Source organism: Prescottella sp. GW823-FHT02E09 (assembly GCF_058797375.1).
In genome coordinates this window covers 19252-44720 of record NZ_JBXAJP010000003.1, presented here as the reverse complement: position 1 = coordinate 44720, position 25469 = coordinate 19252, and the positions used below count along the sequence as shown (strand labels likewise).

The 25469-nt window shown below is 69.2% G+C and carries 26 protein-coding genes and 1 pseudogene; 13 read left to right on the top strand and 14 right to left on the bottom strand.

Annotation, left to right across the window (positions count from 1 at the left end; translation table 11 throughout):
- Window positions 1-10: 10 nt before the first annotated feature.
- The 8 genes and pseudogenes from AC1RIF_RS07950 to wrbA form a co-directional block, all read right to left on the bottom strand.
- Window positions 11-904: a carbohydrate ABC transporter permease gene (locus AC1RIF_RS07950; RefSeq protein ID WP_492600845.1), complete on the bottom strand. Its 894-nt coding sequence runs from the start codon at window positions 902-904 to the stop codon at window positions 11-13.
- 9 nt (window positions 905-913) lie between these two features.
- Window positions 914-1878 (bottom strand): annotated as a pseudogene (locus AC1RIF_RS07945) (carbohydrate ABC transporter permease).
- Window positions 1879-1908: 30 nt separating this feature from the next.
- The gene (locus AC1RIF_RS07940; RefSeq protein WP_492600844.1) at window positions 1909-2823 is read right to left on the bottom strand and encodes a phosphodiesterase; all 915 of its coding nucleotides are present in this window, start codon (window positions 2821-2823) and stop codon (window positions 1909-1911) included.
- 34 nt (window positions 2824-2857) lie between these two features.
- Complete coding sequence (locus AC1RIF_RS07935) at window positions 2858-3622, bottom strand: tyrosine-protein phosphatase (RefSeq protein WP_492600843.1); 765 nt, start codon at window positions 3620-3622, stop codon at window positions 2858-2860.
- An 11-nt stretch (window positions 3623-3633) separates the two neighbouring features.
- Entirely contained in the window at window positions 3634-4410 is a 777-nt protein-coding gene (locus tag AC1RIF_RS07930) for an extracellular solute-binding protein (RefSeq protein ID WP_492601334.1), read from the bottom strand.
- The gene (locus tag AC1RIF_RS07925; RefSeq protein WP_492600842.1) at window positions 4341-5150 is read right to left on the bottom strand and encodes an ABC transporter ATP-binding protein; all 810 of its coding nucleotides are present in this window, start codon (window positions 5148-5150) and stop codon (window positions 4341-4343) included. The genes AC1RIF_RS07930 and AC1RIF_RS07925 overlap by 70 nt, the downstream gene beginning before the upstream one ends.
- A gap of 143 nt (window positions 5151-5293) precedes the next feature.
- Entirely contained in the window at window positions 5294-6121 is an 828-nt protein-coding gene (locus AC1RIF_RS07920; RefSeq protein ID WP_492600841.1) for a MurR/RpiR family transcriptional regulator, read from the bottom strand.
- A 108-nt stretch (window positions 6122-6229) separates the two neighbouring features.
- Complete coding sequence (wrbA, locus tag AC1RIF_RS07915) at window positions 6230-6844, bottom strand: NAD(P)H:quinone oxidoreductase (protein ID WP_492600840.1); 615 nt, start codon at window positions 6842-6844, stop codon at window positions 6230-6232.
- Window positions 6845-7156: 312 nt separating this feature from the next.
- On the opposite strand from wrbA, the gene AC1RIF_RS07910 reads away from it, so the two are divergent.
- The 9 genes from AC1RIF_RS07910 to AC1RIF_RS07870 all read left to right on the top strand — a co-directional run bounded on the left by AC1RIF_RS07910 (window position 7157) and on the right by AC1RIF_RS07870 (window position 17435).
- On the top strand, window positions 7157-7978 hold the full coding sequence (locus tag AC1RIF_RS07910) for a DUF4261 domain-containing protein (protein WP_492600839.1): 822 nt from the start codon (window positions 7157-7159) through the stop codon (window positions 7976-7978).
- 27 nt (window positions 7979-8005) lie between these two features.
- Complete coding sequence (locus AC1RIF_RS07905; RefSeq protein ID WP_492600838.1) at window positions 8006-8599, top strand: DUF459 domain-containing protein; 594 nt, start codon at window positions 8006-8008, stop codon at window positions 8597-8599.
- 48 nt (window positions 8600-8647) lie between these two features.
- Window positions 8648-8884: a hypothetical protein gene (locus AC1RIF_RS07900; protein WP_492600837.1), complete on the top strand. Its 237-nt coding sequence runs from the start codon at window positions 8648-8650 to the stop codon at window positions 8882-8884.
- Between the two features lie 151 nt (window positions 8885-9035).
- Window positions 9036-12317 (top strand): error-prone DNA polymerase, encoded by a 3282-nt coding sequence (locus AC1RIF_RS07895; RefSeq protein WP_492601333.1) that lies wholly within the window; start codon window positions 9036-9038, stop codon window positions 12315-12317.
- Between the two features lie 64 nt (window positions 12318-12381).
- Entirely contained in the window at window positions 12382-14025 is a 1644-nt protein-coding gene (locus AC1RIF_RS07890) for an FAD-dependent oxidoreductase (RefSeq protein ID WP_492601332.1), read from the top strand.
- 27 nt (window positions 14026-14052) lie between these two features.
- Window positions 14053-14361, top strand: coding sequence for a rhodanese-like domain-containing protein (locus AC1RIF_RS07885; RefSeq protein WP_492600836.1), 309 nt, complete (start codon window positions 14053-14055; stop codon window positions 14359-14361).
- A gap of 112 nt (window positions 14362-14473) precedes the next feature.
- On the top strand, window positions 14474-16639 hold the full coding sequence (locus tag AC1RIF_RS07880; RefSeq protein ID WP_492600835.1) for an MMPL family transporter: 2166 nt from the start codon (window positions 14474-14476) through the stop codon (window positions 16637-16639).
- 91 nt (window positions 16640-16730) lie between these two features.
- Complete coding sequence (locus tag AC1RIF_RS07875; RefSeq protein ID WP_433606350.1) at window positions 16731-16997, top strand: metal-sensitive transcriptional regulator; 267 nt, start codon at window positions 16731-16733, stop codon at window positions 16995-16997.
- Between the two features lie 51 nt (window positions 16998-17048).
- Window positions 17049-17435: a DUF302 domain-containing protein gene (locus AC1RIF_RS07870; RefSeq protein ID WP_492600834.1), complete on the top strand. Its 387-nt coding sequence runs from the start codon at window positions 17049-17051 to the stop codon at window positions 17433-17435.
- Between the two features lie 8 nt (window positions 17436-17443).
- Here AC1RIF_RS07870 and AC1RIF_RS07865 read toward each other — a convergent pair whose 3' ends face one another.
- Window positions 17444-18508, bottom strand: coding sequence for a TDT family transporter (locus tag AC1RIF_RS07865; RefSeq protein WP_492600833.1), 1065 nt, complete (start codon window positions 18506-18508; stop codon window positions 17444-17446).
- A 90-nt stretch (window positions 18509-18598) separates the two neighbouring features.
- Between AC1RIF_RS07865 and AC1RIF_RS07860 the strand changes: the two genes are divergently transcribed.
- Complete coding sequence (locus AC1RIF_RS07860; RefSeq protein WP_492600832.1) at window positions 18599-19492, top strand: LysR family transcriptional regulator; 894 nt, start codon at window positions 18599-18601, stop codon at window positions 19490-19492.
- Between the two features lie 47 nt (window positions 19493-19539).
- Here the strand turns inward: AC1RIF_RS07860 and AC1RIF_RS07855 are convergent, their stop codons facing one another.
- Together AC1RIF_RS07855 and AC1RIF_RS07850 are read right to left on the bottom strand one after the other, a co-directional pair.
- Window positions 19540-20004, bottom strand: a complete 465-nt coding sequence (locus AC1RIF_RS07855) for a tRNA (cytidine(34)-2'-O)-methyltransferase (protein WP_492600831.1) — start codon at window positions 20002-20004, stop codon at window positions 19540-19542.
- A gap of 45 nt (window positions 20005-20049) precedes the next feature.
- Window positions 20050-20451, bottom strand: a complete 402-nt coding sequence (locus tag AC1RIF_RS07850) for a hypothetical protein (protein ID WP_492600830.1) — start codon at window positions 20449-20451, stop codon at window positions 20050-20052.
- 158 nt (window positions 20452-20609) lie between these two features.
- On the opposite strand from AC1RIF_RS07850, the gene AC1RIF_RS07845 reads away from it, so the two are divergent.
- Window positions 20610-21218 (top strand): pentapeptide repeat-containing protein, encoded by a 609-nt coding sequence (locus AC1RIF_RS07845; RefSeq protein WP_492600829.1) that lies wholly within the window; start codon window positions 20610-20612, stop codon window positions 21216-21218.
- A 10-nt stretch (window positions 21219-21228) separates the two neighbouring features.
- Here the strand turns inward: AC1RIF_RS07845 and AC1RIF_RS07840 are convergent, their stop codons facing one another.
- Entirely contained in the window at window positions 21229-21735 is a 507-nt protein-coding gene (locus tag AC1RIF_RS07840) for a GNAT family N-acetyltransferase (RefSeq protein WP_492600828.1), read from the bottom strand.
- A 31-nt stretch (window positions 21736-21766) separates the two neighbouring features.
- Between AC1RIF_RS07840 and AC1RIF_RS07835 the strand changes: the two genes are divergently transcribed.
- Both AC1RIF_RS07835 and AC1RIF_RS07830 read left to right on the top strand, forming a co-directional pair.
- Window positions 21767-22627, top strand: a complete 861-nt coding sequence (locus AC1RIF_RS07835; protein ID WP_492600827.1) for a bifunctional methylenetetrahydrofolate dehydrogenase/methenyltetrahydrofolate cyclohydrolase — start codon at window positions 21767-21769, stop codon at window positions 22625-22627.
- A 12-nt stretch (window positions 22628-22639) separates the two neighbouring features.
- Entirely contained in the window at window positions 22640-22912 is a 273-nt protein-coding gene (locus AC1RIF_RS07830) for a DUF3017 domain-containing protein (RefSeq protein ID WP_492601331.1), read from the top strand.
- A gap of 36 nt (window positions 22913-22948) precedes the next feature.
- Here the strand turns inward: AC1RIF_RS07830 and metX are convergent, their stop codons facing one another.
- Window positions 22949-24088: a homoserine O-acetyltransferase MetX gene (gene metX / locus AC1RIF_RS07825; protein ID WP_492600826.1), complete on the bottom strand. Its 1140-nt coding sequence runs from the start codon at window positions 24086-24088 to the stop codon at window positions 22949-22951.
- Window positions 24085-25386 carry a bifunctional o-acetylhomoserine/o-acetylserine sulfhydrylase gene (locus AC1RIF_RS07820; protein WP_492600825.1) on the bottom strand — a complete coding sequence of 434 codons (1302 nt, stop codon included), beginning with the start codon at window positions 25384-25386 and terminating at the stop codon, window positions 24085-24087. The genes metX and AC1RIF_RS07820 overlap by 4 nt, the downstream gene beginning before the upstream one ends.
- Between the last annotated feature and the right edge of the window lie 83 nt (window positions 25387-25469).

Sequence of the window (25469 nt, the reverse complement as noted above, 5' to 3'; positions counted from 1 at the left end):
CCCCGGGTTCCTACTTCAGCCCGGACCGGACGAACGCGTCCACGACGTGGCGCTGCAGGAACATGTAGATGAGGAAGATCGGCAGACACGCGATGCCGGACGCCGCCATCACCGCGCCCCAGTTGTTGCCCTCCGCGCCGAGGAAACTACGGATACCGATCTGGACCAGGGCGTCGGAGTTCCGCAGGATCAGCGACGGCCAGAGGTACTCGTTCCATGCCGAGATGAACAGCATGATTCCCAGGGCTGCCAGCGCCGGTCGCCTGTTCGGCACGATCACGCGCCACAGCGACGCCCACGCACCCTGCCCGTCCATCTCGCTCGCGTCGAGCAACTCGCGCGGGAACGCCTCCATGTGCTGGCGCAGCAGCATGACGCCGAACGCCGAGCACAGGTTGGGGATCACCACGCCGGCCACGGTGTCGAGCAGACCCATCTGCGAGATCAACAGGTAGTTCGGGATCATCGTGACCTGGAACGGCACCAGCCACGAGCCGACGAAGAGCAGGAACAGCAGGCGCTTGCCGGCGAAGTCCCAGCGCGCGAAGGCGTACGACGCGAGCAGAGCGACCAGGAGCTGACTGACCGCGACCACGAACGCCATCGCGAAGGTGTTGAGGAGCATCGACAGCATCGGGATGGTGTCGAATACGTACCGGAAGCTGTCGGTGCTGAGCGGCCACGGAACCGGGCTGCCGGACAACGTGTCCTCCGGCCTGCGGAACGCGGTGGCGAACATCCAGTACACCGGGAAGACACTGAACACGGCGAGCGCCGCGAGCGCCACATGACCGAGCGCGACTCGGCGACTGCCCGTGCGCCGCGGTTCGGCCGAGTCGGTGGGCGTAGTGGGTGAGGTGCGCGCGGTGGGTGTCCTGGGCGGGTCGAGGAGGACGAAGGCCATGAGTGGTTCCTAGTTGTCGTAGAAGCTCAGGCGCTCGGTCAGCCGCACGAACAGCAGTGCGATGACGCCGACGCCGAGGAAGAAGAGGGTGCCGGCGGCCGCCGACATGCCGGCATCGAAGTTGCGGAAACCGAACTCGTACAACAGGTAGTAGATGTTGGTCGAGGAGCCGCTGGGGCCGCCTTGGGTGAGGACGTCGATCACCGGGTAGGTCCACTGGGCGCTCAGCAGGATCGTCATCATCGCCAGGAACAGCAGCGTGGGGGACAACAGCGGCAGCGTGATCCGGCGGGTGACGGTCGACGGTGCGGCGCCGTCGAGCGCGGCCGCATGACCGTAGTCGGGGTTGATACCCGCCATCCCCGCGGAGATGACGAGGACACCGAAACCGAGCATCTGCCAGCCGACGATCACGACCACGCCGATCAGTGCCAGTCTCGGGTCACGGAACACGTTGCCGAGGTCGTGGCCCATCGTCGCCGAGATGCGGGCGATCATGCCGTTGTCGGGATTGAACAGCCAGCGCCAGATGGCGCTGCTCGCAACGGGAGTCACGAGGAAAGGGACGAAGATCATTGCCTGTAGAACGTGCGGGCGCGACCGCTCACCCGGGAGGACAGGAGCGCGATCCCGAGCGGGAGGACGAGGGAGAACACCATGAACGCGCCGATGTAGAGGGCGGTGTTCCAGAGCGCCTGGTGCAACTCGGGGAGCGAGAGCACGGTGGCGTAGTTGTCCAGACCGACCGGCGTCTTCGGGCTGGTCGGGATCATGTTCCATTTGTAGAACGACAGCCCCACGGTCTCCGCGAGCGGCTTGTAGGTCCACATCACGAGCAGGACGACCGCGGGGAGCAGGAACAGATAGGGGACGGCGCGGCGTGCCGCGCGCGACCGCCATCCCGGCCCTGCCTGCACAGGCAGGGCCGAGACGACCGTCCGCGGCTCGGCGCTCGCCGGGACTTCGACGAACATCGGATACTCGCAATCGGTTTCGGGGACGGATCAGCGGTTCGACGAGTCGGCCATGACCGCCAGCTGCTCCTCGGGGGACAGCGACTGGTAGTAGCGCAGCTGCTCCAGCGTCAACTCGTACAGCGTCGGCCCCTCCTCGACCGGGACGACGGTGTGCAGGATGCGGTCGGAGTACACGTGCACCAGGTTGAACGACTGCCCGCTGTCCTGGCCGCGCATGCCGCCTCCCGTGGGGAACAGGTCCTGGGTGTAGCAGGTGGCCGATGCGACGGACACCGGAATGCCCCCGAAGGTGCAGGTGGTCGAGTAGTGCAGGTGGCCGCCGAGGATGCCGCGGACGTCGGTGCCGCGCAGCACGTCCTCGAGCCGGCGCTGGTCGCGGAGTTCGACGGACTCGAGCAGTTCCAGCGGGCTCGGTACCGGCGGGTGGTGCAGCGCGAGCAGCGTGCCGTGCGGGGCCGGAGTCGCGAGAACATCACGGAGCCAGGCGATCTGCTCGTCGGCGATCTCACCGTGGTGACGGCCGGGAACGGTGCTGTCGAGTGCGATGATCCGCAGGCCGCCGATGTCGTGGACCATGTCCACCGACTCCTGTGTGGGCTCGGTGCCGAGCAGCCCCGCGCGGAACTCGGGCCGGCTGTCGTGGTTGCCCATCACCCAGATCACCTGGGCGCCCAGCTTCGCTGCCGCCGGCTCGACCATGTCCCGCAGTCGGGCGTATGCCTGCGGGTTGCCGGCATCGGCGAGGTCGCCGGTGAACACGATCGCCTCGGGGCGTTGCCCGGCGCGGTCGAGGCGGTCGAACAGGAGTCCCAGCTTGGCGTCGCTGTCGGCGCTGCCGTGGAGCAACTCACCGTCCCCGACGAAATGGGTGTCGCTGACGTGCAGGACGAAGTGATCGGTGGCGCCGTACTGTCCGCTCGTGGACGTGGCAGTCTCGGGCATGTCTGTCTCCTTGCAGGATTCGTGAATGTGGGCGTCAGCCGAGGAGGCAGGCGCGCAGGTTGTCGAGTTCGGGGTCGGTCATGCCGTGTGCGCGCAGATAGTCGGGCACGTCGCCGTGGCTCTCGCGCAGGGACGCGAGCGTGGCGAGCATCAGCGGGGCCGGGCTGGACGCCACGATCTGGGCGATGTCGGCCCCGGCGGGCAGACCGCGTGTCGCCATCACCGCCGTCATCGCGTCGACCCATTCGCCCGCCAGCATCAGCTCGGACAGCGAGTAGTCGGCGGCGATGTCGCGATCGCCGACGCCGACGGCGGCCAGAGCCAGGGCGACCACCAGACCGGTGCGGTCCTTGCCGGCGGTGCAGTGCACCAGGACCGGGTCGTCGCCGGAGTCGGCGATGAGACGGACGGCGTCGGTCAGGGCGGCTCCGTGGTCGTCGAGCATCCAGGTGTAGATCCCGCCGAGGTCGAGGGTCTCCGCGGTGTACGTCGCGCCGCGGGCGCCGAGCCCGTTGCGGTAGACGGGCAGGTGCACCTCGCGGTGCCCGACGCCGTCGAGTGCGTTCGGTGCACTCGCTCGCTCGTCCGCCTCACTCAGGTCGATGACCAGCGTCAGGCCGCGGGCCGCCAGTTCGGCGCGGCCGCCGGAGTCGATACCGTGCAGGGCGTCCGAGCGGAAGAGCTTGCCCCACTTGGTCGTCAGGTTCGACGCCGTCGGATATCCGCCGACATCGCGGAGGTTGTGCACGCCGCGGGCCGCGAGGCGGCGGGACGGGGTGCGGTGGAGGTCGGTCGTCATGGTCGTGTCACTCAGCCGATCAGGTCCTGGGCACGCTGCTGGGCAGCGGCCATCGTGGATGCGGGGTCCTTGCCGTAGAAGACCGACTCCTCGATCGCGGTGGCGAGGATGTCGTCGATCTGGACGTAGCTGTTGCCGGGGTAGGACTGCCACGGCTCGAGGCGGTCCAGCTGCCCGAGGTTGGGGGCGAGGAGCGGGTTGCCGTCGGCCCAGGTCTGCAGCGCCGCGGGGTCGGTGGTCAGCGACGTGCGCAGCGGCAGGTAGCCGATCTCGGACGAGATCTCGGTATACGCGTGATCGCTCGTCATGAACTTGATCAGCTCCCACGACGCGCGCTGCTTCGCGGGATCCTGGGCGAACACGAACAGCGCCGACCCGGAATTGGTGGGCACCGCCTCACTGCCGGCGAAGGCGGGCATCGCGGCGGCCCGCAGTTCCCAGCCGGCGGCCTTCGACGCGCCCACGAGCATGCCCTGGATCGCCGAGGACTGCAGTTGGATCGCGGTGTCGCTCTTCATGAAGCTCTCCATCTGGCCGGCCGAGTCCTGGTTGGCGAGGATGCCCTGGTCGTACAGGTCGCGCAGCATCTCCACCGCCGCGAGCGACTCGTCGCTCGCGAACTCGACGGTGCTGCGGTCCTCGGACAGCACGTTCCCGCCCGCCGACCGGAACAGCCCCTGCATGCACCAGCTGCCGCCCTTGACCGCGCACGAGATCGTCAGCGACGGCTTGCCCGTGGCTGCGGTGATCTTCTTCGCGGCCGCCGCGACGTCGGTCCACGTCGACAGGTCGGCGTCGGCGGGTACGCCCGCCTTCTCGAACGCGGTGGCGTTGTAGAACAGCACCGGGTGGTCTGGGGGACGTCGATCCACTCGATCCGTCGACCGCTCGCGCGGTCGAACAGATGCACGTGGTTCGGATCGGTGGTCAGGGTGAGGGTCTGTGAGGGCGTCATCGCGATGGGCCTCGGGGAACGAACGCATACCGTCGAGCCGCCGACCGTGCAGTACGCGATCTCCTCGCTGCCGCGATTCTCGACGGAATCGACTGTCGCGGTGAGGTGTACGGATTCGGTGTCGTCGCCGACGCGAAGGTGCTCGGGGCGGATGCCGAGGACCACGTCGAGGTTCTCGGTCTCACCCGGCCACAGGTCCGCGCGCATACCGGGTGCGAGCGCGCACACGGCGCCGTCCACGGTGCGGACGGTGGCGTCGATCAGGTTCATCGCGGGGCTGCCGAGGAAGCCGGCGACGAACACCGAGGCGGGGCGGTCGTAGACCTCCTGGAAGACCATCGCGACGTCACGTTTACGCGCGGGCGCCGAGGTGATGTCCTCGCCGTCGAGGACGATGCGCCCGCTGGTCGGTTCCAGCAGTCCGGCGATCATTCGGAGAAGCGTGGTCTTGCCGCAGCCTGAGGGACCCAGGAGCACCAGGAAGTCGCCGTCCCGGATCTCCATCGAGATGTCGTCGACGGCGGTGACACCGCCGAAGCTCCTGCCCAGGCCCTCGATTCGAATACTGCCCATGACCCTCTCCCGATGAAACGTGATTACCCGAACCGGATCGATTCGGAATTCTCATTACATCGAGTAGTCGGCCAGCCGAAGGTGAACGTCGACTGAATGGTCCAGCAACGAACGATGAGGTTTGGTGGGCTGGATGCGCTCGGTCACCGGGACTCGGAGGTTGATGGATTCATCAGGGCCGCAAAGTGTTCCAGGCTCCTCTCCGCGACGTCGGCGGCCTGCCCGTCGACCTCGGACACCGCGACCTGCAGCCCCAGCAGGAACGTCGACTGGATGATGGTCGCCGACACCCCGTGGCCGGCGTACGGTCCCGACCCGTTCCCGATCACCAGCGCCGAGTCCGACAGGTCGACCAGTGTGGACCGGGCGTGGCCCGTCACCCCCACCACGTGCGCGCCGGCCGCGCGGGCGGCCCGAACCGCCTCGATCGTGAACGCGTTCATGCCGGAGTCGCTGACCGCGACGCAGACGTCGTCGGGGGTCAGGGTCCGCGCGGTGAACAGTTGGATGACGGTGTCCGTGGGTGCCTCGGCGATCCTGCCGTTGACCAGCATCCGGACCGCAAATCCGGTGGCGGCGGGCGACGATCCGCCGTTGGCGACGACGAAAACTCGTCGCGCGGTCGCGAGCGCACGTACCGCGGCGTCGAAGGCGTCCTCCGACAGCGGGGCGAGACCGCCGGACAGATCGGACCCCACCTCGGAGACGATCGCCCGCAGTACGCCGAGGCTGCCCGGCGGAGTGGTGTCCTGCGACGTCGTGGAAGTCTCCGCGCCGAGGTCACGCAGCAGCAGCATCCGCACGTGCTGGAATCCGGTGAAGCCGAGATTCTGGCACGCGCGCACCACGGTCGCCGTCGACGTCGATGCCGCCTCCGCGAGATCTGCGACGGACCACCACGCCACCTCACGCGGACGCTCCGCGCACACGTCGGCGACGCGGCGCTCGCTCGGTGCCAGGTCTGCGCTCATGGCTTCTGGATAAACACACGCCGGTGAACGGGTGGACACATCGGCCTGAGCACCCATTTCCCGAGGGTTCGGGGCGGTATCCCGCCGACCGGGGCGAGGAGTGGGCGCTCAGGCCGACGGGGTCGCTGCGCGCAACTTCGCGGCGATCGTCACCACCCGGGTGGCCAGATGATCGAGCGCGGTGCTCGTCGTGTCGTCCAGTGGGTTCCGGTTGTCGGGCCCCGTCACGAGGCTCACGCCGTACGGGTTGCCGTCGGCGAACTTCACCGGATCGGTGTAGCCGGGCGGGACGATGATGCCGCCGAAGTGCATCAGCGATGTGTACAGCGCCATCAGAGTGGTCTCCTGGCCGCCGTGCAGGGTCTGGCTCGACGTGAACGCGGCGTACACCTTGTTCGCAAGTAGTCCTTGTGTCCACAGGCCGCCCAGGGAATCGATGAAGGCCTGGAACGGGCTCGCGGTGCTGCCGAACCGGGTCGGGGACCCGAAGATCACCGCGTCGGCCCAGACGATGTCGTCGCCGGTGGCCGACGGGAGATCCTTGGTGGCCAGGTAGTTCGCAGTCCACGCCGGGTTCGTCGCGAACGTCTCGGGATCGCGGGTCTCGGTGATGTGACGCACTCGAACCTCCGCGCCCGCGGACCGCGCGGCTTCGGATACTCGTTCGGCCATCGTGGTGCCATGGCCGGTCGCCGAGTAGTAGATGACGGACAGCTTGGTCATCGGGACGTCCCCTTCCGTGGGGTCTCCGGCCCCGTTTCCATGAGACCGCGCGGCGGCACCCCCGCGCACCGGTTCGATCGCATCCGGTCCACTCCGTGAGCGATGTCCGGATGACCCGGCCCGGGAGTACCGTCCACCGCGACGTCTGCGACGTACCGCCCGTTCCAGACGGATATCGGGTGCTTTCCCCTCGTGTGGGACCGAGTGGCAGACCGACTCGGGGACTGAGGACAACTGCGCCGAGGATAGGGTCTAGCGCGCGGCAACCGGTGGGGTGGCCGACCGTGTCGGCGCACAATCTCAGGGGGAGTCATGCCCGTGCTCGCAATGCTGTTCCAGGATCGACTCGACGCCGGTGTCACTGCGGAAGCCTTGGCCGTGCAGTTGAGGCGGGACTGGCCGGACGTCGACTTCTCCGACCTTGTCGTCGGTGAGGAGGAGTCCGACGACGGTGATGGGCCGGTGCGTCTCGACCTGGGCGACAGCATGATCGCGCTGCTCACCATTCCTGCCCGGGTGGGTGACGACGTAGCCGACATCGCCGAGCACAGCCGGTTGTGGCCGAACGCGGTGCCGGCGCCGGTGGACTACACCGCGCACACGATCGTCACCGTCTTGCGTCCAGGAGCGACACACACGGACGCGACCGCGGACACCGTGCTGTTGTCCCGCGTCATCGCGTCGATCATCGCGCTCACCGACGCCGTCCGAGCCGTGTACTTCGGTAGCGCGGATCATGTCATCCTGCCCGCGCTGTTCCGTGACCTCATGAAGGACACGCTGCCCGAGCCGCCGTTGCCGGCGTGGGTCGCGATCAACGTCGGCGAGCGCCCGGACGGTGTGATGACCGGTCACACGCGAGGTCTCGACATGCTGGACCTCCCGGACATCGAGATCCCGGAGACTCCCGAGTCCGCCGGTGACACATTCGACCGCCTCATCGGCATCGCCTCGTACCTCGTCGAACAAGGACCCGTCATCGGCGACGGCGACACGATCGGATCCACCGAAGCTGCCGAGATCGTCGTCGACCACGCCCCGAGCGCCTTCGACACGGAACGCACCGTTCTCCGCCTGAAGTTCGATGTCGACCGGAACCCACCCGAGCGGGGCTGGTTCCGCCGCCGACGCTGATCGTGTCGCCCGTGACATCATCTCCGCATGGATGACGTGCGGGTGTGTTTCGTCGGTGACTCCTTCGTTGCGGGAGTGGGGGATTCGGAGTTCCTGGGTTGGGCGGGGAGGCTCGCGGCGGGTTCCGAAGGGATGGCACTGACGGCGTACAACCTCGGGGTGCGACGTCAGACGTCGGGCGACATCCGGGCTCGCTGGCTTGCCGAGTGCGCTCCGCGACTGCCGGAAGGCTGCGACGGTCGGGTGGTGTTCTCGTTCGGCGTCAACGACACGACCGTCGAGAACCGTGCGCCGCGTGTGGATCCGGACGTGTCGGTCGAGAATCTCGAGGCGATCCTGCAGGAGGTCGCGCAGAGCGGTTGGCGGGTGCTGGTGGTCGGGTCGCCGCCGATCGACGGCGTGGAACAGAACGAGCGCACGGCCCGGCTGGATCGGCGGTTCGCCGAGGTCTGTGCGTCAGCGGGCGTGGAGTACGTAAGCGTCTTCGACGCGCTGGTCACCGATGAGGTGTGGATGCAGCAGGTGCGTGACGGCGACGGCGCACACCCGGACTGTGGTGGCTACCGCGCCTTCGCGGCGCTGGTGCGGCCCGCGTGGGAGCGGTGGACGAGAGCACGCTGATACCTGTGCGGGACAGATGACTCGGACACCGAGCAACGAAGCCAGGGCTTGTTCGAGGACGAGGCGGGTGAGCTGGCAGCCGAGCTAGTCGAAGTCGCAGCAAAGGACTCGAGTATCACACCGTCTTCTTCGGTGGAGTCGACGATGACGTTCTTCGTCGGCGTGTCCCGTGCAGCCGAGAAGATCATCTCTACCCAATGCGACAGCCGAGGATCCAGCGCCCCCATTGCCGACCTGTACCGCCCCCTTGACGAAGCCGGGGTCCAGCTGATCCGAATCGGTTGATCGAGCGAAGCGGCGACATGCAACCTGACGGGGCCTCATTGACCCCGCCGCCCGCGCATGTCAAACTCGAACATGAGTTCGAAAGATGCGTCTTCCCCTCCGCGTCTTCCCGTGCACGCAGGCCTCTGTCCTGCGGGAAGGTGGCAGCTGGATGGGCTGGGGCAACGGTCCGCCGACGTGGGCGGAGATGGAACGGGTGCTGTCGGGGCGCCCGCGGCACGAGGGGCAGTTCCCCGGTGACGGCAGCGACAGCCCGGCGTGGTCCCGCAAACGCGGCGCGTACCTGACCGACGGCGCCGAGCGTCCGGTCGGCGCCACCGTGCCGTACGCGGAACTGCACACGCACTCGGCCTTCAGCTTCCTCGACGGTGCGAGTCCGCCCGAGGAACTCGTCGAGGAGGCGGTGCGTCTCGGGTTGGACGCCATCGCGCTCACCGACCACGACGGGATGTACGGCGTGGTCCGCTTCGCCGAGGCCGCGAAGGAGCTGGGCATGCGGACGGTGTTCGGGGCCGAGTTGTCCCTGGGCGCCGCGCCGCGCACCGGTACTCCGGACCCCGACGGCACGCACCTGCTGGTGCTGGCCCGCGGGCAGGAGGGCTACCGGCGACTGTCCCGGCAGATCGCGGCCGCGCATCTCGCCGGCGGGGAGAAGGGCAAGCCCCGTTACGACTACGACGCCCTCACCGATGCGGCCGGCGGGCACTGGCAGATCCTCACCGGGTGCCGCAAGGGGCACGTACGCGGCGCGCTCGCCGCGGGTGGTCCCGACGCGGCCGATGCCGCCCTGCGTGACCTCGTCGACCGCTTCGGTGCGGATCGGGTCACGGTTGAGCTCACCCATCGGGGGATGCCCGAGGACGGCGAGACCAACGCGCAGCTCGCGGAAATTGCGGCGCGACAGGGCCTTTCCGTCATCGCATCCACGGCCGCGCACTTCGCGGGACCGCCGCGGCGGCGGCTCGCGATGGCGATGGCCGCGGTGCGGGCCCGGCAGAGCCTCGACGAAGCCGCGGGCTGGCTCGCGCCCACCGGCGGTGCGCACCTGCGATCGGGGGTGGAGATGGCGCGGCTGTTCGCGCAGTACCCGCAGGCCGTGTCGGGGGCTGCCGAACTGGGGCTCGAGTGCGCGTTCGATCTGCGGCTCATCGCGCCGAAACTGCCGCCGTTCGACGTCCCGGACGGGCATACCGAGGCGAGTTGGCTGCGCGAGCTGACGATGCAGGGCGCGCGCCGACGGTACGGGCCACCGTCGTCGAACCCGGCGGCGTACGCGCAGATCGAACACGAACTCGGGATCATCGAACGCCTCACCTTTCCCGGCTACTTCCTCGTGGTCCACGACATCGTCTCGTTCTGCAAGGACAACGACATCCTCTGTCAGGGAAGGGGATCGGCCGCCAACTCGGCGGTCTGCTACGCGATCGGGATCACCAACGTCGACCCGGTACGCAACCAGCTGCTGTTCGAGCGATTCCTCTCGCCGGAGCGCGACGGCCCGCCCGACATCGACGTCGACATCGAATCCGATCGCCGCGAGGAGGCCATCCAGCACGTCTACACCAAGTACGGCCGCGAGTACGCCGCGCAGGTCGCCAATGTCATCACCTACCGCGGCAAGTCGTCGGTGCGGGACATGGCGCGGGCGCTCGGGTTCTCGCAGGGGCAGCAGGACGCGTGGAGCAAACAGGTCAGCCGGTGGAGCGGCGTCGGCGCAGAAACCGGCACCGACATTCCCCCGGCGGTACTGGAGTTGGCCGCCCAGATCGAGGGCTTTCCGCGACACCTCGGCATCCACTCCGGCGGCATGGTGATCTGCGACCGACCCATTGCCGACGTGTGCCCGGTCGAGTGGGCACGCATGGAGAACCGCAGCGTCCTGCAGTGGGACAAGGACGACTGCGCCGCAGTGGGATTGGTGAAGTTCGACCTGCTGGGTCTCGGCATGCTCTCGGCGCTGCACTACATGATCGACCTGGTGGCCGAGCACAAGGGCATCGAGGTGGACCTGGCGCAGCTCGACCTGTCCGAGCAGGCGGTCTACGAGATGCTGCAGCGCGCCGACTCGGTGGGCGTGTTCCAGGTGGAGTCGCGCGCCCAGATGGCGACGCTGCCGCGGCTGAAGCCTCGTAACTTCTACGACCTCGTCGTCGAGGTCGCGCTCATCCGGCCCGGGCCGATCCAGGGCGGCTCGGTGCACCCCTACATCCGCCGGCGCAACGGCCGCGAACCCGTCACCTACGACCACCCCTGTCTCGAGAAGGCGCTGAGCCGCACGCTGGGGGTGCCGCTGTTCCAGGAGCAGCTCATGCAGATGGCCGTCGACGTCGCCGGGTTCACCGCCGCCGAGGCCGACCAGTTGCGGCGCGCGATGGGCTCCAAGCGGTCGCCCGAGAAGATGGAACGCCTGCGCGGGCGGCTCTACGACGGCATGCGGGAGTTGCACGGCATCACCGGCGCCGTGGCCGACCGGATCTACGAGAAGCTGTACGCGTTCGCGAACTTCGGTTTCCCCGAAAGTCATTCGCAGAGCTTCGCGTCGCTGGTCTTCTACTCGTCGTGGTTCAAGCTGCACCACCCGGCGGCATTCTGTGCGGGGCTGCTGCGGGCGCAGCCCATGGGTTTCTACTCGCCGCAGTCCCTCGTCGCCGATGCCCGACGGCACGGGGTGACGGTGCACGGGGGCGACGTCAACGCGAGCCTCCCGCACGCGACGGTGGAGGCCGCCGGCACCGAGGTGCGGCTGGGGCTGGGGGAGGTCCGCAACATCGGGGCCGCACTGGCCGAGCGGATCGTCGCCGCCCGAAACGAGGACGGTCCGTTCACCTCGTTCCTGGACCTGACCGGGCGGGTGGAGCTGAGCACCGCGCAGGCCGAGTCGCTGGCCACGTCCGGGGCGCTGGGCTGCTTCGGGATCTCGCGTCGGGAGGCGCTGTGGGCGGCGGGGGCCGCGGCGGGGGAGCGCCCGGACCGGCTACCGGGGATGGGGGCATCGACGCGGGCGCCGACGCTGCCCGGCATGAGCGACATCGAACTCGCCGCCGCCGACGTGTGGGCCACCGGGATCTCGCCGGACACCTATCCGACCGAGTTCCTGCGCCCGCAGCTCGAGGCCCTCGGGGTGATTCCGGCGTCACGTCTGCTGGACGTCCCCGACGGGGACCGGGTGCTGGTCGGGGGAGCGGTGACGCACCGCCAGCGTCCCGCGACCGCGGCCGGGGTGACCTTCGTCAACCTCGAGGACGAGACCGGCATGGTCAACGTCGTGTGCTCGGTCGGGCTGTGGGCGAAGTACCGCCGGCTCGCGAACAGTGCTCCGGCGCTGCTGGTGCGGGGACGTGTGCAGAACGCGGAGGGTGCGGTGACGATCGTCGCGGACCATCTCCAGCTGATGGACCTGCGGATGCCGACCAAGTCCCGGGACTTCCGCTGAGAGCGACTTCACACGGCGCGATATACCCCCTGGGGTATGCTCGACTCCAACATCGAGGAGGTAGATCGTGAAGGTTGTCATCGTCGGAGGTGTCGCCGGCGGCATGTCCGCGGCCACTCGCATGCGTCGTCTGGACGAGTCGGCGGAGATCGTCGTCTTCGAGCGAGGCGCGCACGTGTCGTTCGCGAACTGCGGTCTGCCGTACTACGCGGGCGGTGTCATCGAGGACCGCGACGAGCTGCTGCTGCAGACCCCGCAGAGCCTCGGCGCGCGCTTCCGGCTGGACGTCCGGGTCCGCAGCGAGGTCGTCTCGATCGACGCCGGCGCGCGCACCGTCACGGTTCGAGACCTCGACACGGGAAGCGTCTACGTCGAGAGCTACGACGAGCTGGTCCTGAGCACCGGCGCGAGCCCCATCGTGCCGCCGCTGCCCGGCGTGGAACGCGCACTGATCCTGCGCGACGTCCAGGATGTCGACAGGCTGGTCGAGCAGATGGCATCCGCCCGCAGCGCGGTCATCGTCGGGGCCGGGTTCATCGGCGTCGAACTCGCCGAGAACCTGCGCCACCGCGATCTCGACGTCACCGTCGTCGAACTCGCCGACCAGGTGCTCGCCCCGCTCGACCCCGAGATGGCTGCCCCCGTCGCCGATCGCATGCGCGACAACGGGGTGACCCTCGAACTGGGCACCCAGCTGACCTCGATCGGCGCGACCACTGCGGAACTGGCGGACGGGCGCACCGTGCCGGCCGACGTCGTCGTCATGGCGATCGGCGTCCGGCCCGAGAATGCGCTCGCCAAGATCGTCGGCGCCGACCTGGGGGAGCGGGGTGGCGTCGTGGTCGACGACCGGATGCGCACCTCCGTCCCGCACATCTTCGCCGTCGGTGACGCCGTCGAGAAGCGTGACGCGGTCGGCGGCGGCGCCGCGATGATCCCGCTCGCCAACCCGGCCAACCGGCAGGGTCGGCTGGTGGCCGATGTCATCGCCGGTCGTCCGGTGCGGGCCAAGTCGTCGTCGGGCACGGCCGTCGTCGGGGTGTTCGGGCTGATCGTCACCGCGACCGGCTGGAACGAGAAGCGACTGCGCGCGGCAGGGCGGCCCTACCGGGCGATTCACACCCATCCGCAATCGCACGCCGGCTACTACCCGGGCGCGCAGCAGATGGCGATCAAGCTGCTCGTCGACCCCGAGACCGACGCCATCCTCGGCGCCCAGGCCGTGGGCGGCGAGGGCGTGGACAAGCGCATCGACATCATCGCCACCGCGATGGCCGGTGGGCTGACCGCGTCGGACCTGGCCGATCTGGAACTGGCCTACGCGCCGCAGTTCGGCTCGGCCAAGGACCCGGTGAACATGCTCGGCTACATCGCCGACAACCTGCGCACCGACTCCACCCGTACGGTCCAGTGGCACGAACTCGATACCCTGGTCGCCGGTGGCGCGTCGCTCGTCGACGTCCGCACCGCCGACGAGTTCGTGGCCGGCGCCGTCCCGGGCGCCGTGAACGTCCCGCTCGACGAGCTCAGGGACCGGGTCGGTGAACTGCCGGCCGGAGACCTGATCGTGCACTGCCAGGTGGGCCAGCGCGGCCACACCGCGGTGCGCCTGCTCGCAGGGCTGGGCCGGCCCGCGGCCAACCTCGACGGCGGCTACAAGACGTGGGATGCAGGGCAGCGCGCGAAGGCGCCGGCCGGTGTCTCGTGAACCCCTGAACATTCGGAAGGAACCCCTATGCGCGAGATTGACGTGACCGAACTCGAAGCGGTGCTGGCCACCGGCGCCCCGCTCGTCGACGTCCGTGAGGCGGACGAGTTCGCCGAGGCGCGGGTGCCCGGCGCGGTCTTGATCCCGCTGAGCGAGTTCGTCGCACGCGTCGACGAGGTTCCGGCGGACGGCACCGTGTACATCATCTGCGCAGCCGGTGGCCGCAGCGCCCAGGCCGCGCAGTACCTCGAGGCCCGCGGCGTCGACGCCGTCAACGTGGCCGGCGGCACCATGGCGTGGCTGCAGTCCGGCCGTACCGTCGAGTCCGGCAGCTAGCCCCACCGGAACCCGGTCGAAACCGAGTGGTTCTCGACCGGGTTCTCTTTGGCCCGCTCATATACCCCCACCCGTATTTTTTCCATCGATCCAGAACCTGAAAGGCATCCCCATGACCACCACCGGACAGCAGCGAGAAGCCTCGCCGCCAGCCGCCGAGCCCGTCGGCGGCCCGCTCGCCCGGCTCGGCGCCGCGATGGCGGGCAACTTCAAGTGGGTGATCACCGCGTGGCTCGTGCTGGTCGTCGCGCTCGGCGCCGCCGCACCGTCGGTGTTCAGTTCGCTCGCCGGCGCCGGCTGGCAGGCCAACGGCTCCGAGTCGGTGCAGGTCCGTGAACTCGCGCAGGAGCACTTCGGCGGCAACGCGTCGTCCGCCGTCCAGGTCGTCGTCCACTCCGACGACAAGCCACTGGACGACCCGGCCGTGCAACAGGTGCTGGGCGAGGCCACGTCGATCCTGACGGCCGACGCCCGCATCGGCGAGGTGATCCCGCCGCAGCCCGGCATGACGATCAGCCCCGACGGCCACACCGGGATCCTGGTGGCCGGCGCGAACGCGAACACCGACGAGATGGTGCGCGCGGTCGACGATCTGGGCGGTGACCTGACCGCGTTGTCCGGCGACGGCATCGAGGTCTACCCGACCGGTGCGTCGGCGCTGTGGAGCGACTTCAACAAGGCCAACCACGAGGCGATGATCAAGGCCGAGATGATGTCGTGGCCCGTCACGCTCGGCATCATGGTGCTCGCGTTCGGCTCGCTCGTCGCGGCCGGTCTGCCGCTGCTGTTGACCCTTGCGGGGCTGGTCGCGTCGGCGGGCGGCCTGGTGCTGCTCAACGAGATCACGCCGATCTCGGTGTGGGCCATGAACTTCGCGATGATGTTCGCCCTCGCCCTCGGTATCGACTACGCGCTGTTCCTGGTGGTCCGCTTCCGGGAGGCGTTGCGCGCCAAGGCCGATGCGCGGCTCGCGGTCGCGGAGACGATGGACACCGCCGGCAAGGCCGTGCTGCTGTCCGGGCTGACGGTGCTGGTGAGCCTGTCTGCCGTGCTGCTGGTGCCCGCGCCCGCGGTCCGGACGATGGCGGTCGGCATCATGCTCGCGGTCGTGTTCGTGCTCGCAGCGACCCTGACGCTGCTGCCGGCGGTCCTGGCCAAGCTGGGCCGCAAGGTCAACGCCGGCTCGCTGCCGTACGCCAAGAAGCAGCAGAACCAGAAGGACGGCTCGCCGCTGTTCGCGAAGTGGGGACGGCTGCTGGACCGGCACCCGTGGCCGTTCGCGGTCGGCGCCGTCGCGATCCTGATCGGACTCGCGATCCCGCTCGGCGGGTTGAAGGTCGCGATGCCGTCCATCCAGGTGGTCCCGGAGGACGCCCCCGTCCGTCAGGGCTACGAACTGGTGCAGGAGCAGATGGGCGTCGGCGCACCGGGTGCGCTGCAGATCGTGGTGCCCGAGTCCGATGCGCAGGCCGTCGCCGAGACCGCGGCGACAGTCGACGGTGTCGCCGCGGTGACCCCCGCGATGCCCGCGACCGACGGCTCCGACCTGACACTGATGCAGGCGTTGCCGACGGTGGACCCGTCGGACCCGGCGCTCGGCGCAACGCTCGATCAGTTGCGCGCGAACCTGCCCGACAGTGCCCTCGTCGGCGGCGCGCCGGCGGAGAACCTGGACCTGCAGCAGGCGTTGAACGACTACCTGCCGCTCGTCATCGGCGTCATCCTGGTGCTCGGCTTCCTGCTGCTGCTCGTGGCACTGCAGGCCCCGCTGGTCTCGCTGATCGGCACCGTGGTGAGCCTGCTGTCGACCGCCGCCGCGTTCGGTGTCTCGAAGCTGATCTTCCAGGACGGTCACCTGTCCGGGCTGCTCGGCTTCGAACCGCAGGGCTTCCTCGACGGTTGGGGTCCGGTGTTCTTCTTCGCGATGATCTTCGCGATCGCGATGGACTACACGGTGTTCCTGCTGTCGACGGTCAAGGAGCAGTACGAGAAGACCGGTGACGCCCGGCGGGCCCAGATCGGCGGCATGGCACACTCCGGCCGGGTGATCTTCGCGGCAGCCGCCGTCATGGTGGGCGTGTTCTTCAGCTTCGCGCTGGCCGAGCCGCTGCCGCCGAAGGAGATGGGCATCCTGCTCGGTGTCGCGGTGCTGCTCGACGCGGTGCTGATCCGTCTGGTGCTGCTGCCGGTGCTGCTGCGCCTGACCGGCAACGCAGCCTGGTGGTCGCCGCACTGGCTGCGCAAGGCGCTGCCGAACATCACGTTCTCGCACGGGTGATTCCGGACCGGATCCGGCCGATGATCGTTGTCACAGCCGGATCCGGCCGGATACCCCTGTGGGTAATCTGGACGGAGAACTAGGAGGTCCCATGACCGGAGACGAAGAGAGCATCGCCCTGGTGCTCAACCGACTGCGCCGCGCGCAGGGGCAGCTGGCGGGCGTCATCTCGATGATCGAGAACGGCCGCGACTGCAAGGACGTCGTGACCCAGCTGGCCGCGGTGTCCCGGGCACTGGACCGCGCCGGATTCAAGATCGTCGCCACCGGTCTGCGCGAGTGCCTGGCCGGCGACGGGAAGGCGTCCGAGCCGCTGACCGAGGCCGAACTGGAGAAGCTGTTCCTGGCACTGGCCTGACATCCAGGCCCGATCGCCGGGAGCCGAACCGACAACCGTGAGGAGTCAGTGATGGAACTGGGAATCTCGACGCGCTTGAACACCGAGTTCGACGACGCGATCGCCAAGACGCGGGCCGCGTTGCAGGAGCAGGGTTTCGGTGTGCTCACCGAGATCGACATGCAGGCCACGCTGAAGACGAAGATCGGCGCCGAGATGGAGCCGTACGTCATCCTCGGCGCCTGCAATCCGCAGCTCGCGCATCGCGCGGTCGGCGTGGACCGGCAGATCGGCCTGCTGCTGCCGTGCAACGTCGTCGTCCGCGCCGACGGCGACGGCGTCATCGTCGAGGCCATGAACCCGGCCCTGATGGTCGAGGTGACCGACGAGCCCGGACTCGAGCCCGTCGCCGCCGAGGCGACGGTCCGACTCCGGGCCGCCATCGACGCCCTCACCTGACAGACGGCTCACGCCGGCGCCGGCAGCGCCCTGGTCCGAACCTTGTGTGCGGTGCGCACCGCCACCACACACCAGGCGACGACCAGGGCGCACAGCAGTCCGGCCGACAGCAGTCGCGGGATCTCGAAGTCGCCGGCGACACCGAAGGCGCCCATCCCGACCGCGCAGGCACCGACCGGGAAGGTGAAGCTCCACCAGCTCATGGTGAAGGTCAGACCCCTGCGGAACGCGCGGGCGGTCACCGTGCCGACCGCGGTCAGCGCGACGATCATGACGGTGCCCATCAGCAGCCCGTAGCCGAGCCCGAAGATGTGCAGGGCGTCCGCGACGCGGTGATCGACGGCGCTCTCGGCCGCGGTGCCCAGCAGATTGGCGGCCGCGATCGACTGTCCGACGATGCCGAGCGGAATCCACATCGTCGGCAGGGCCTGCAGCGGCGGGAGTCCCCGCTCGCGGAACTCGGCCCCGACCATCACCATGATGCCCAGCGCGAAGACCAGCGCGAGCGTGAACAGTGCGTAGCAGCCGATCAGCAGCGCCACCCGCGGCCAGCCCCCCGGCAGGTGGTTCACCAGGGCGGCACCGGTCGCCGCCGAGACCATCGGCGGAACGACGGGCATGAGCCAGGCCGGGACCGGTGTGCCGCGGTCGGCGACCGCCTGCAACCGCTTCGCCATCACCGCGCAGGTCAGAAGCCCGCCGGCGGTCCCGATCGCCCACAGCGCGCCGGCGACGGCGAAGGCCACGTCGGCGGCGATCACGGTCGAACCGACCGCGGCCGTCCCCGCCCCCACGGTGAGGACCGCCATCGGCAGGGCACCGTAGAACGGGAACATTCCGGCGCTGCGGGCATAGCCGCGAGCATGCTCGGTGTGGCGCACCCAATGGACGGCGAACGCGGTCACGAGCACCGCGAGGAGGACGGTCGCCAGCAGCCAGAAGCCGAGGGCGATCGCGTGCCGACCCGGCAGGTTGACCGGCAGCGACGCCGTCGCGACGGCGATGATGCCGGTTCCCATCACCACGGCGAACCAATTGGGTGTCAGGTGGGCCAGACGTGTTGCTGTGAGCATGGCACCAACTCTCCCGTTTCATCGTTGTCCCCGGTAGAAGCCTTGGGATAGACGGGGTACAAACGCGCTTTGTGGGGCTAGCCTGGTGGTATGCCGCTTTCGAACCGTGTACCCGAACTCGCCGCGCTGGACGTGCTGGTCGCGGTGGGTCGGCTCGGGAGCATGGGGGCCGCCGGGCGCGAGCACGGACTCAGCCAGCAGGCCGTCAGCGCGCGCGTGCGCTCCGCGGAACGCCAGCTCGGGATCCGCGTGTTCGACCGCGGCTCCGGCGGCGTCCAGCCCACCGCCGAGGGGGCGCTGATCCTGGAATGGGCGTCCGCGATCCTCGACTCCGCCGAGGAACTCGCGTCCGGAGTCGCGGCGCTGCGCGACGAGATGGAGGCAAACCTCACCGTCGCGGCCAGCATGACCATCGCCGAGTACCTCGTGCCGGCCTGGACGGTCACGATGCGGCGCAAGCACCCGAACGTCGTCACCTCGGTTCGCCTGCTCAACTCCACCGACGTCGCCGCGCAGGTGCGGGCGGGAGGCGCCGACCTCGGCTTCGTCGAAGGCCCCGTGGTCCCCGACGGACTGCGGTCCGTGGAAGTGGCGCGTGACGAACTGGTCGTGATCGTTCCGCCCGGCCACACCTGGATCTCCCGCGCGCCGATCGCGCGGAGCGAACTCGCGGCCACCGCTCTGATCCAGCGCGAATCGGGGTCCGGCACCCGCACGACACTCGAGCACGCCGTGCCCGGATGCGTCGAGCCGTTGCTGGAACTGACGTCGTGCACCGCGGTCAAGGCGGCCGTCGTCGCGGGCAACGCGCCCGCCGTGGTGTCGTCGCTCGCGGTCGAAGCCGACCTCAACGACGGTCGCCTCTCATCCGTCGAGGTGGAGGGGCTACGGATGCCGCGACGACTGCTCGCGGTGTGGGACGAATCCCGCGGACTGCGCGGCGCCGCCCGCGACTTCCTCGACATCGCCCGGACGGGAAGCTAGACGCCTCCGGCGCTCGTGCCGTTTATTTGCCTCCGGCGCTCGTGCTGTTATTCGCCTCCGGCGAAGCCGTGCTGCCGCCACGCCTCGTACGTCACGACGGCAGCGGCATTGGACAGGTTCAGCGACCGCCGTCCGGGCACCATCGGGATCCGCACGTGCGCGCTCACGTGCGGGTCGGCGAGGACCTCCTCCGACAGGCCCGTCGGCTCGGGCCCGAACAACAGGACGTCGCCGACCCGGTACGCGATGTCGGCGTACGAGGTCGACGCGTGCGCCGTGAACGCGAACACGCGGTCCGGATTCAGCGCCGCCCACGCCGCCTCGAGATTCTCGTGCACGGTCACCGACGCCAGATCGTGGTAGTCGAGGCCGGCGCGGCGAAGCTTCGGTTCCGACAGATCGAACCCCAGCGGCCCCACGAGGTGCAGTTCGCAGCCGGTACCGGCGACCATGCGGATCGCGTTGCCGGTATTGGGTGGGATGCGGGGCTCGTGGAACATCACTCGGAACACGCACGGACCCTATCGCTCGCCGTCCGGGTCGGGTCGAGTGCCGTCCTATCGCTGGAAGATGGCACAGAGGATCCAGATGGGGAGCCAGAGGCCCAGCGTCAGGATCGTCAGGAGCAGGTGGAGTGGATGGTTGCAGCCGCGGCTCCGGTTGTTCACCACCACCGACTGCTGAATTGTCTGGGGCTGGAACTGCGGCTGGAACTGGTACTGGGGCTGCGGCGGCTGCTGGTGGTACGCCTGCGGGTGGTACCCCTGTGGGTGGGATCCCTGTGGGTACTGCTCGTTCGGGCGGAACCCGTACTGCGGAGGCTGCCCGTGCTGGGCGTGATACGCGGCCTCGGCCTGCCGGCGCCCCTCCTCGATCCACGCCTCGCGTTGGAGCTGATCCGGTGTGGGCTCCGGTACAGGCTCGACCGGGTACTCCTGCGGACCGTAGACAGGTGGCATCTACTCTTCTCCCCCTCGTGTTGCAATTGCACCGTCACCCTAGCGTCGACAAAGGCGGGTGATGGGGCATTTCGCGAGCGCGGCCCACATCGCACCCGGCGGGAGCCGACGCCGCGGGTGTCCCGGACACTGTCGGTGGTCGGGAGCACCATGGAGGTATGGACACCCGAGCCCACGAGATCGTCGGGGAGGACTTCTCCGATGCCCGCATGTCGCGGGAGAACTGGAGCAGGCACCACTACATCGCGTGCTCGTTCCGGGACGCCGACCTGTCCGAGTTGCGGACCGAGTTCGCCGTCTTCACCGAGTGCGACTTCACCGGGGCGGATCTCACCGACTCGCATCACCACGGCAGCGCGTTCCGGTCGTGCATGTTCGCGCGGACAACCTTGTGGCACAGTAGCTTCCGCAACTGCAGTCTGCTCGGTTCGGTGTTCGTCGACTGTCAGCTGCGGCCGCTGCTGATCGACGAGGTCGACTTCACGTTGGTGTCGATGGGCGGCGCCGACCTGCGCGGGCTGGACTTCACCGACTCCCGGTTCCGGGAGGCCAACCTGGTGCAGGCGGACCTGCGCGGCGCGATCCTGCGGTCGGTGGACCTGCTCGGTGCTCGCGTCGAAGGAGCGCGTCTCGAGGGCGCCGACCTGCGCGGGGCGCACGTCGACGCCGGACTGTGGACGGCCGCGAAGCTCGACAAGACCCAGGTGGAGCTGACGCAGGCGGTGGCCTACGCGGCGGCGCACGGACTCGTCGTCGAACTGTGGTGAGGACGCGCGGTCAGCGCACCAGTTCGCGGGCCAGCAGATCCATCAGCAGCCCGTCGCGCCACACGCCGTCCGCGCTCTTGCAGTACTCGCGCATGACGCCGACGTCCCGGAATCCCACCTTGCGATAGCACGCGATCGCCACCGTGTTCGCGGCCTCGGGGTCGATGACGATCCGATGAAAGCCGTGGTCGTCCACCAGATGCGTGCACAGCACCCGCACCACCTCGGTGCCCAGCCCGCGGCCGTGCACGGCCGCATCGAGGAACAGGTCCACGCCGGCGTGGCGGAACTCGGGATCCGTCTCCTCGTACCACTGCACGAACCCCACGACGCGGTCGTCGAGCAGAACGGCGTATCCGACGGTGCCGGGCTCGGGGGAGGGCCAGTCGTCGGCGGGAACCTGCCACCACCGGCGCACCGCGGGGGAGCTGTGGATCTCACGCAACCGGTCGCGATGGACGGGCCGGACGGGCGTCAGCAGGACACGCGGACCGCGAAGATCCGGAGCGGATGTCACGCAGTCACCCTAGCCTGGAACAATGGTCGCCGTGACTGCAACGATCCTGGATGGCAAAGCAACCCGCGACGAGATTTTCGAGGACCTCGAGGCCAGGGTGGCGGCCCTGAAGGAGAAGGGCATCACCCCCGGACTCGGCACCGTCCTCGTCGGTGACGACCCCGGCTCGGCGGCCTACGTCCGCGGCAAGCACAACGACTGCGCCAAGGTCGGAATCACCTCGATCCGCCGCGACCTGCCCGCCGACATCACCCAGGCCGAGCTCGAGGCCACCATCGACGAACTCAACGCCAACCCCGAGTGCACCGGCTACATCGTGCAGCTGCCGCTGCCCAAGCACCTCGACGAGAACGCTGCCCTCGAGCGGATCGATCCCGACAAGGACGCCGACGGTCTGCACCCGGTGAACCTGGGTCGCCTGGTCCTCGGCAAGGAGGCCCCGTTGCCGTGCACCCCGCGCGGCATCGTCCACCTGCTGCGCCGCTACGAGGTCCCGATCGCCGGCGCCCACGTCGTCGTCGTCGGTCGTGGCGTCACCGTCGGTCGGCCCATCGGACTGCTGCTCACGCGCCGGTCGGAGAACGCGACGGTCACGCTGTGCCACACCGGAACCCGTGATCTCGCGGCGCAGGTGCGGCAGGCGGACATCGTCGTCGCCGCCGCGGGCGTGCCGGGACTGATCACCGCCGACATGGTCAAGCCGGGTGCCGCGGTGCTCGACGTGGGCGTCAGCCGCACCGCCGACGGACTCCGGGGCGACGTCGCCGCCGACGTCCGCGAGGTCGCCGGATTCATCTCCCCGAACCCCGGCGGGGTCGGGCCGCTCACCCGCGCGTTCCTGCTCACCAATGTGGTGGAGCGCGCCGAGCAGCTCGCCGGTCTGCGCGACTAGGCCTGCTCGGTGATGCAGTTCGTGCGACGGAACCTACCGATGCTGGCCGTCCTCCTCGTGGTGGCGGCCGCATTCGTGTTGGTTCTCGCCGACCGCTGGCGGCGTGGCGCCTTCGTGCTCGGAGGCGCCATGCTGCTCGCGGCATTCCTGCGTGGGGTGCTGTCGCCCGATCGGGTCGGGCTGCTCGAGGTGCGGGGCAAGGGGTTCGACGTCGCGGCCATGACGGTCGTCGGCGTCACCATCCTCGCGCTGGCGGTCTCGATCGATCCGCTCGGGACCGACTGACGCGCCGAGCGGATCGCCCGGACCTACCCTGCCGGATCAGCGCGCCGCGCGCGCCAACTCCATCGTCTCCTTCAACAATTCGGCCACCGCGTCGGCCTCGGTGAGGAAGCCGTCGTGGCCGTCCTTCGACTCGAGGACCCGCAGCCGGTCGCTGCCGGGCAGTCCGTCCGCGAGCTCCTGCTGCAGCCGCAGCGGGTACAGCCGATCCGAGTCGACGCCACCGACGATCACCGGAACGCGCGTCGACGCGAGTGCCGCCGCGATACCGCCGCGTCCGCGTCCGACGTCGTGCCGGTTCATGGCCTCGGTGAGCAGCACGTACGTGCTCGGGTCGAACCGGGAGACCAGCTTGTCGGCCTGATGCTCGAGGTAGCTCTGGACCGCGTAACGTCCACCGTCCCAAGGGTTCTCGTCACCCTGGCTACCGTTCGCGAAACGCGAGTCCAGCTCGTTCTCGGTGCGGTACGTCAGGTGCGCGATTCGCCGGGCCAGACGCAGTCCGGTCGTCGGGACGCGCCCGGTGCCGTGGTAGTTCCCGCCCTGCCAGTCGGGATCGGCCTCGATGGCCGCCATCTGTGTGGTCTGGGTGCCGATCTGATCCGCGGTGGCGCGTGCGCCCACCGCGAGGATCAGTGCAGAATCGACCCGATCGGGATGCCCGACAACCCATTCGAGTGCGCGCATGCCGCCCATCGACCCACCGACGACGGAAGACAGGCGCTCGATGCCGAGCAGGTCCGCGAGCGCGACCTCGGCGGTCACCTGATCGCGGATGGAGATCGAGGGGAACCGCGAGCCCCACGGCGAGCCGTCGGCCGCGAGCGAACCCGGGCCGGTGGTGCCGCGGCAGCCGCCCAGCACGTTGGTGGCGAGCACACACCACTCGTTGGTGTCGATCGGCGCGCCGGGCCCGACCATGCCGTCCCACCAGCCGGGGGAGGGGTGTTCGTCGTCGGCCGGCCCGGTGACGTGGGAATCGCCGGTCAGGGCGTGCTCGACCAGGATCACGTTGTCGCGGTTGGGGGCCAGTTCACCCCACCGCTGGACGGCCAGCGTGACGTCGGGCAGTACCGCACCGCTCTCGAGTTCGATCGAGCCGATGTGGACAGTGCCCAACTGCCCGTCCGGCGGAGGGAATCCGGCCGGACGGGCGTTGCGAACGGAGCTGACGGTCAAGATGCCGCCGCCGCGAACCCGGCATCGAGGTCGGCGAGGATGTCGTCGATGCCTTCGATGCCGACAGCGAGACGAACCAGGCCGGGGGTGACGCCGGACGCGAGCTGCTCGGCGGGAGTCAGCTGCGAGTGGGTGGTCGAGGCCGGATGGATCACCAGCGACCGCACGTCACCGATGTTGGCGACATGGCTGTGCAGCGTGAGGGCGTTGACGAACTTCTTGCCGGCGTCGACGCCACCGGCCAGCTCGAACGCGACGATGGCGCCGGTGCCGCGCGGGGCGATCGTCTTGGAGCGCTCGTGCCACGGCGACGACGGCAGCCCGGCGTAGGACACCGACGAGACCTCCGGACGGGCCTCGAGGTACTCGGCGACGGCCTTGGCGTTCGCGACGTGGCGCTCCATCCGCAGGCTCAGCGTCTCGATGCCCTGTGCGATGAGGAACGCGTTGAACGGCGAGATGGCCGACCCCAGGTCGCGCAGCAGCTGCACACGCGCCTTGAGGGCGAACGCCGGTGCGCCGAGGTCCGCGTAGACGACGCCGTGGTAGCTCGGGTCGGCGGTGGTGAAGTTGGTGTGCCGGCCCTGCGTCCAGTCGAACTTGCCGCCGTCGACGATGACGCCGGCGACCGCGGTGCCGTGGCCGCCGAGGTACTTGGTGGCCGAGTGGACCACGATGTCCGCGCCGTGCTCGAACGGACGGATCAGGTACGGGGACGCGACCGTGTTGTCGACGATCAGCGGGATGCCGTTCTCGTGCGCCACCTTCGAGATCCCCGGAATGTCGAGGATGTCGTTGCGCGGGTTGGAGATGGACTCGCCGTAGAACGCCTTGGTGTTCGGGCGGATCGCGGCACGCCACTGCTCGATGTCGTCGGGGTCCTCGACGAACGAGACCTCGATGCCCAGCTTGCGCAGCGAGTAGTGGAACAGGTTGTACGTGCCGCCGTACAGGCGCGGGCTCGACACGATGTGGTCCCCGGCCTCGGCGAGGTTGAGGATCGCGAACGTCTCGGCGGCCTGGCCGGACGACAGGAGCAGCGCCGCGACGCCGCCCTCGAGCGCGGCGATCCGCTGCTCGACCGCGTCCTGCGTCGGGTTCATGATGCGGGTGTAGATGTTGCCCGGCTCGGCCAGCCCGAACAGCGCAGCCGCGTGATCGGTGCTGTTGAACGTGTACGAGGTGGTCTGGTAGATCGGCAACGCGCGGGCGTTGGTGGTGCCGTCGGGCAGCTGGCCGGCATGGATCTGCTTCGTCTCGAAGCTCCAGGTGGTCGAGGCGTCCGTGATGTCGGTCATGAGTCGTCTACTCCAGGTTTCGGGAGGTGATGAGACGGCGCGGCGGCATACGCGCGCCGGAATGACTGGGCTATCTGCGACAA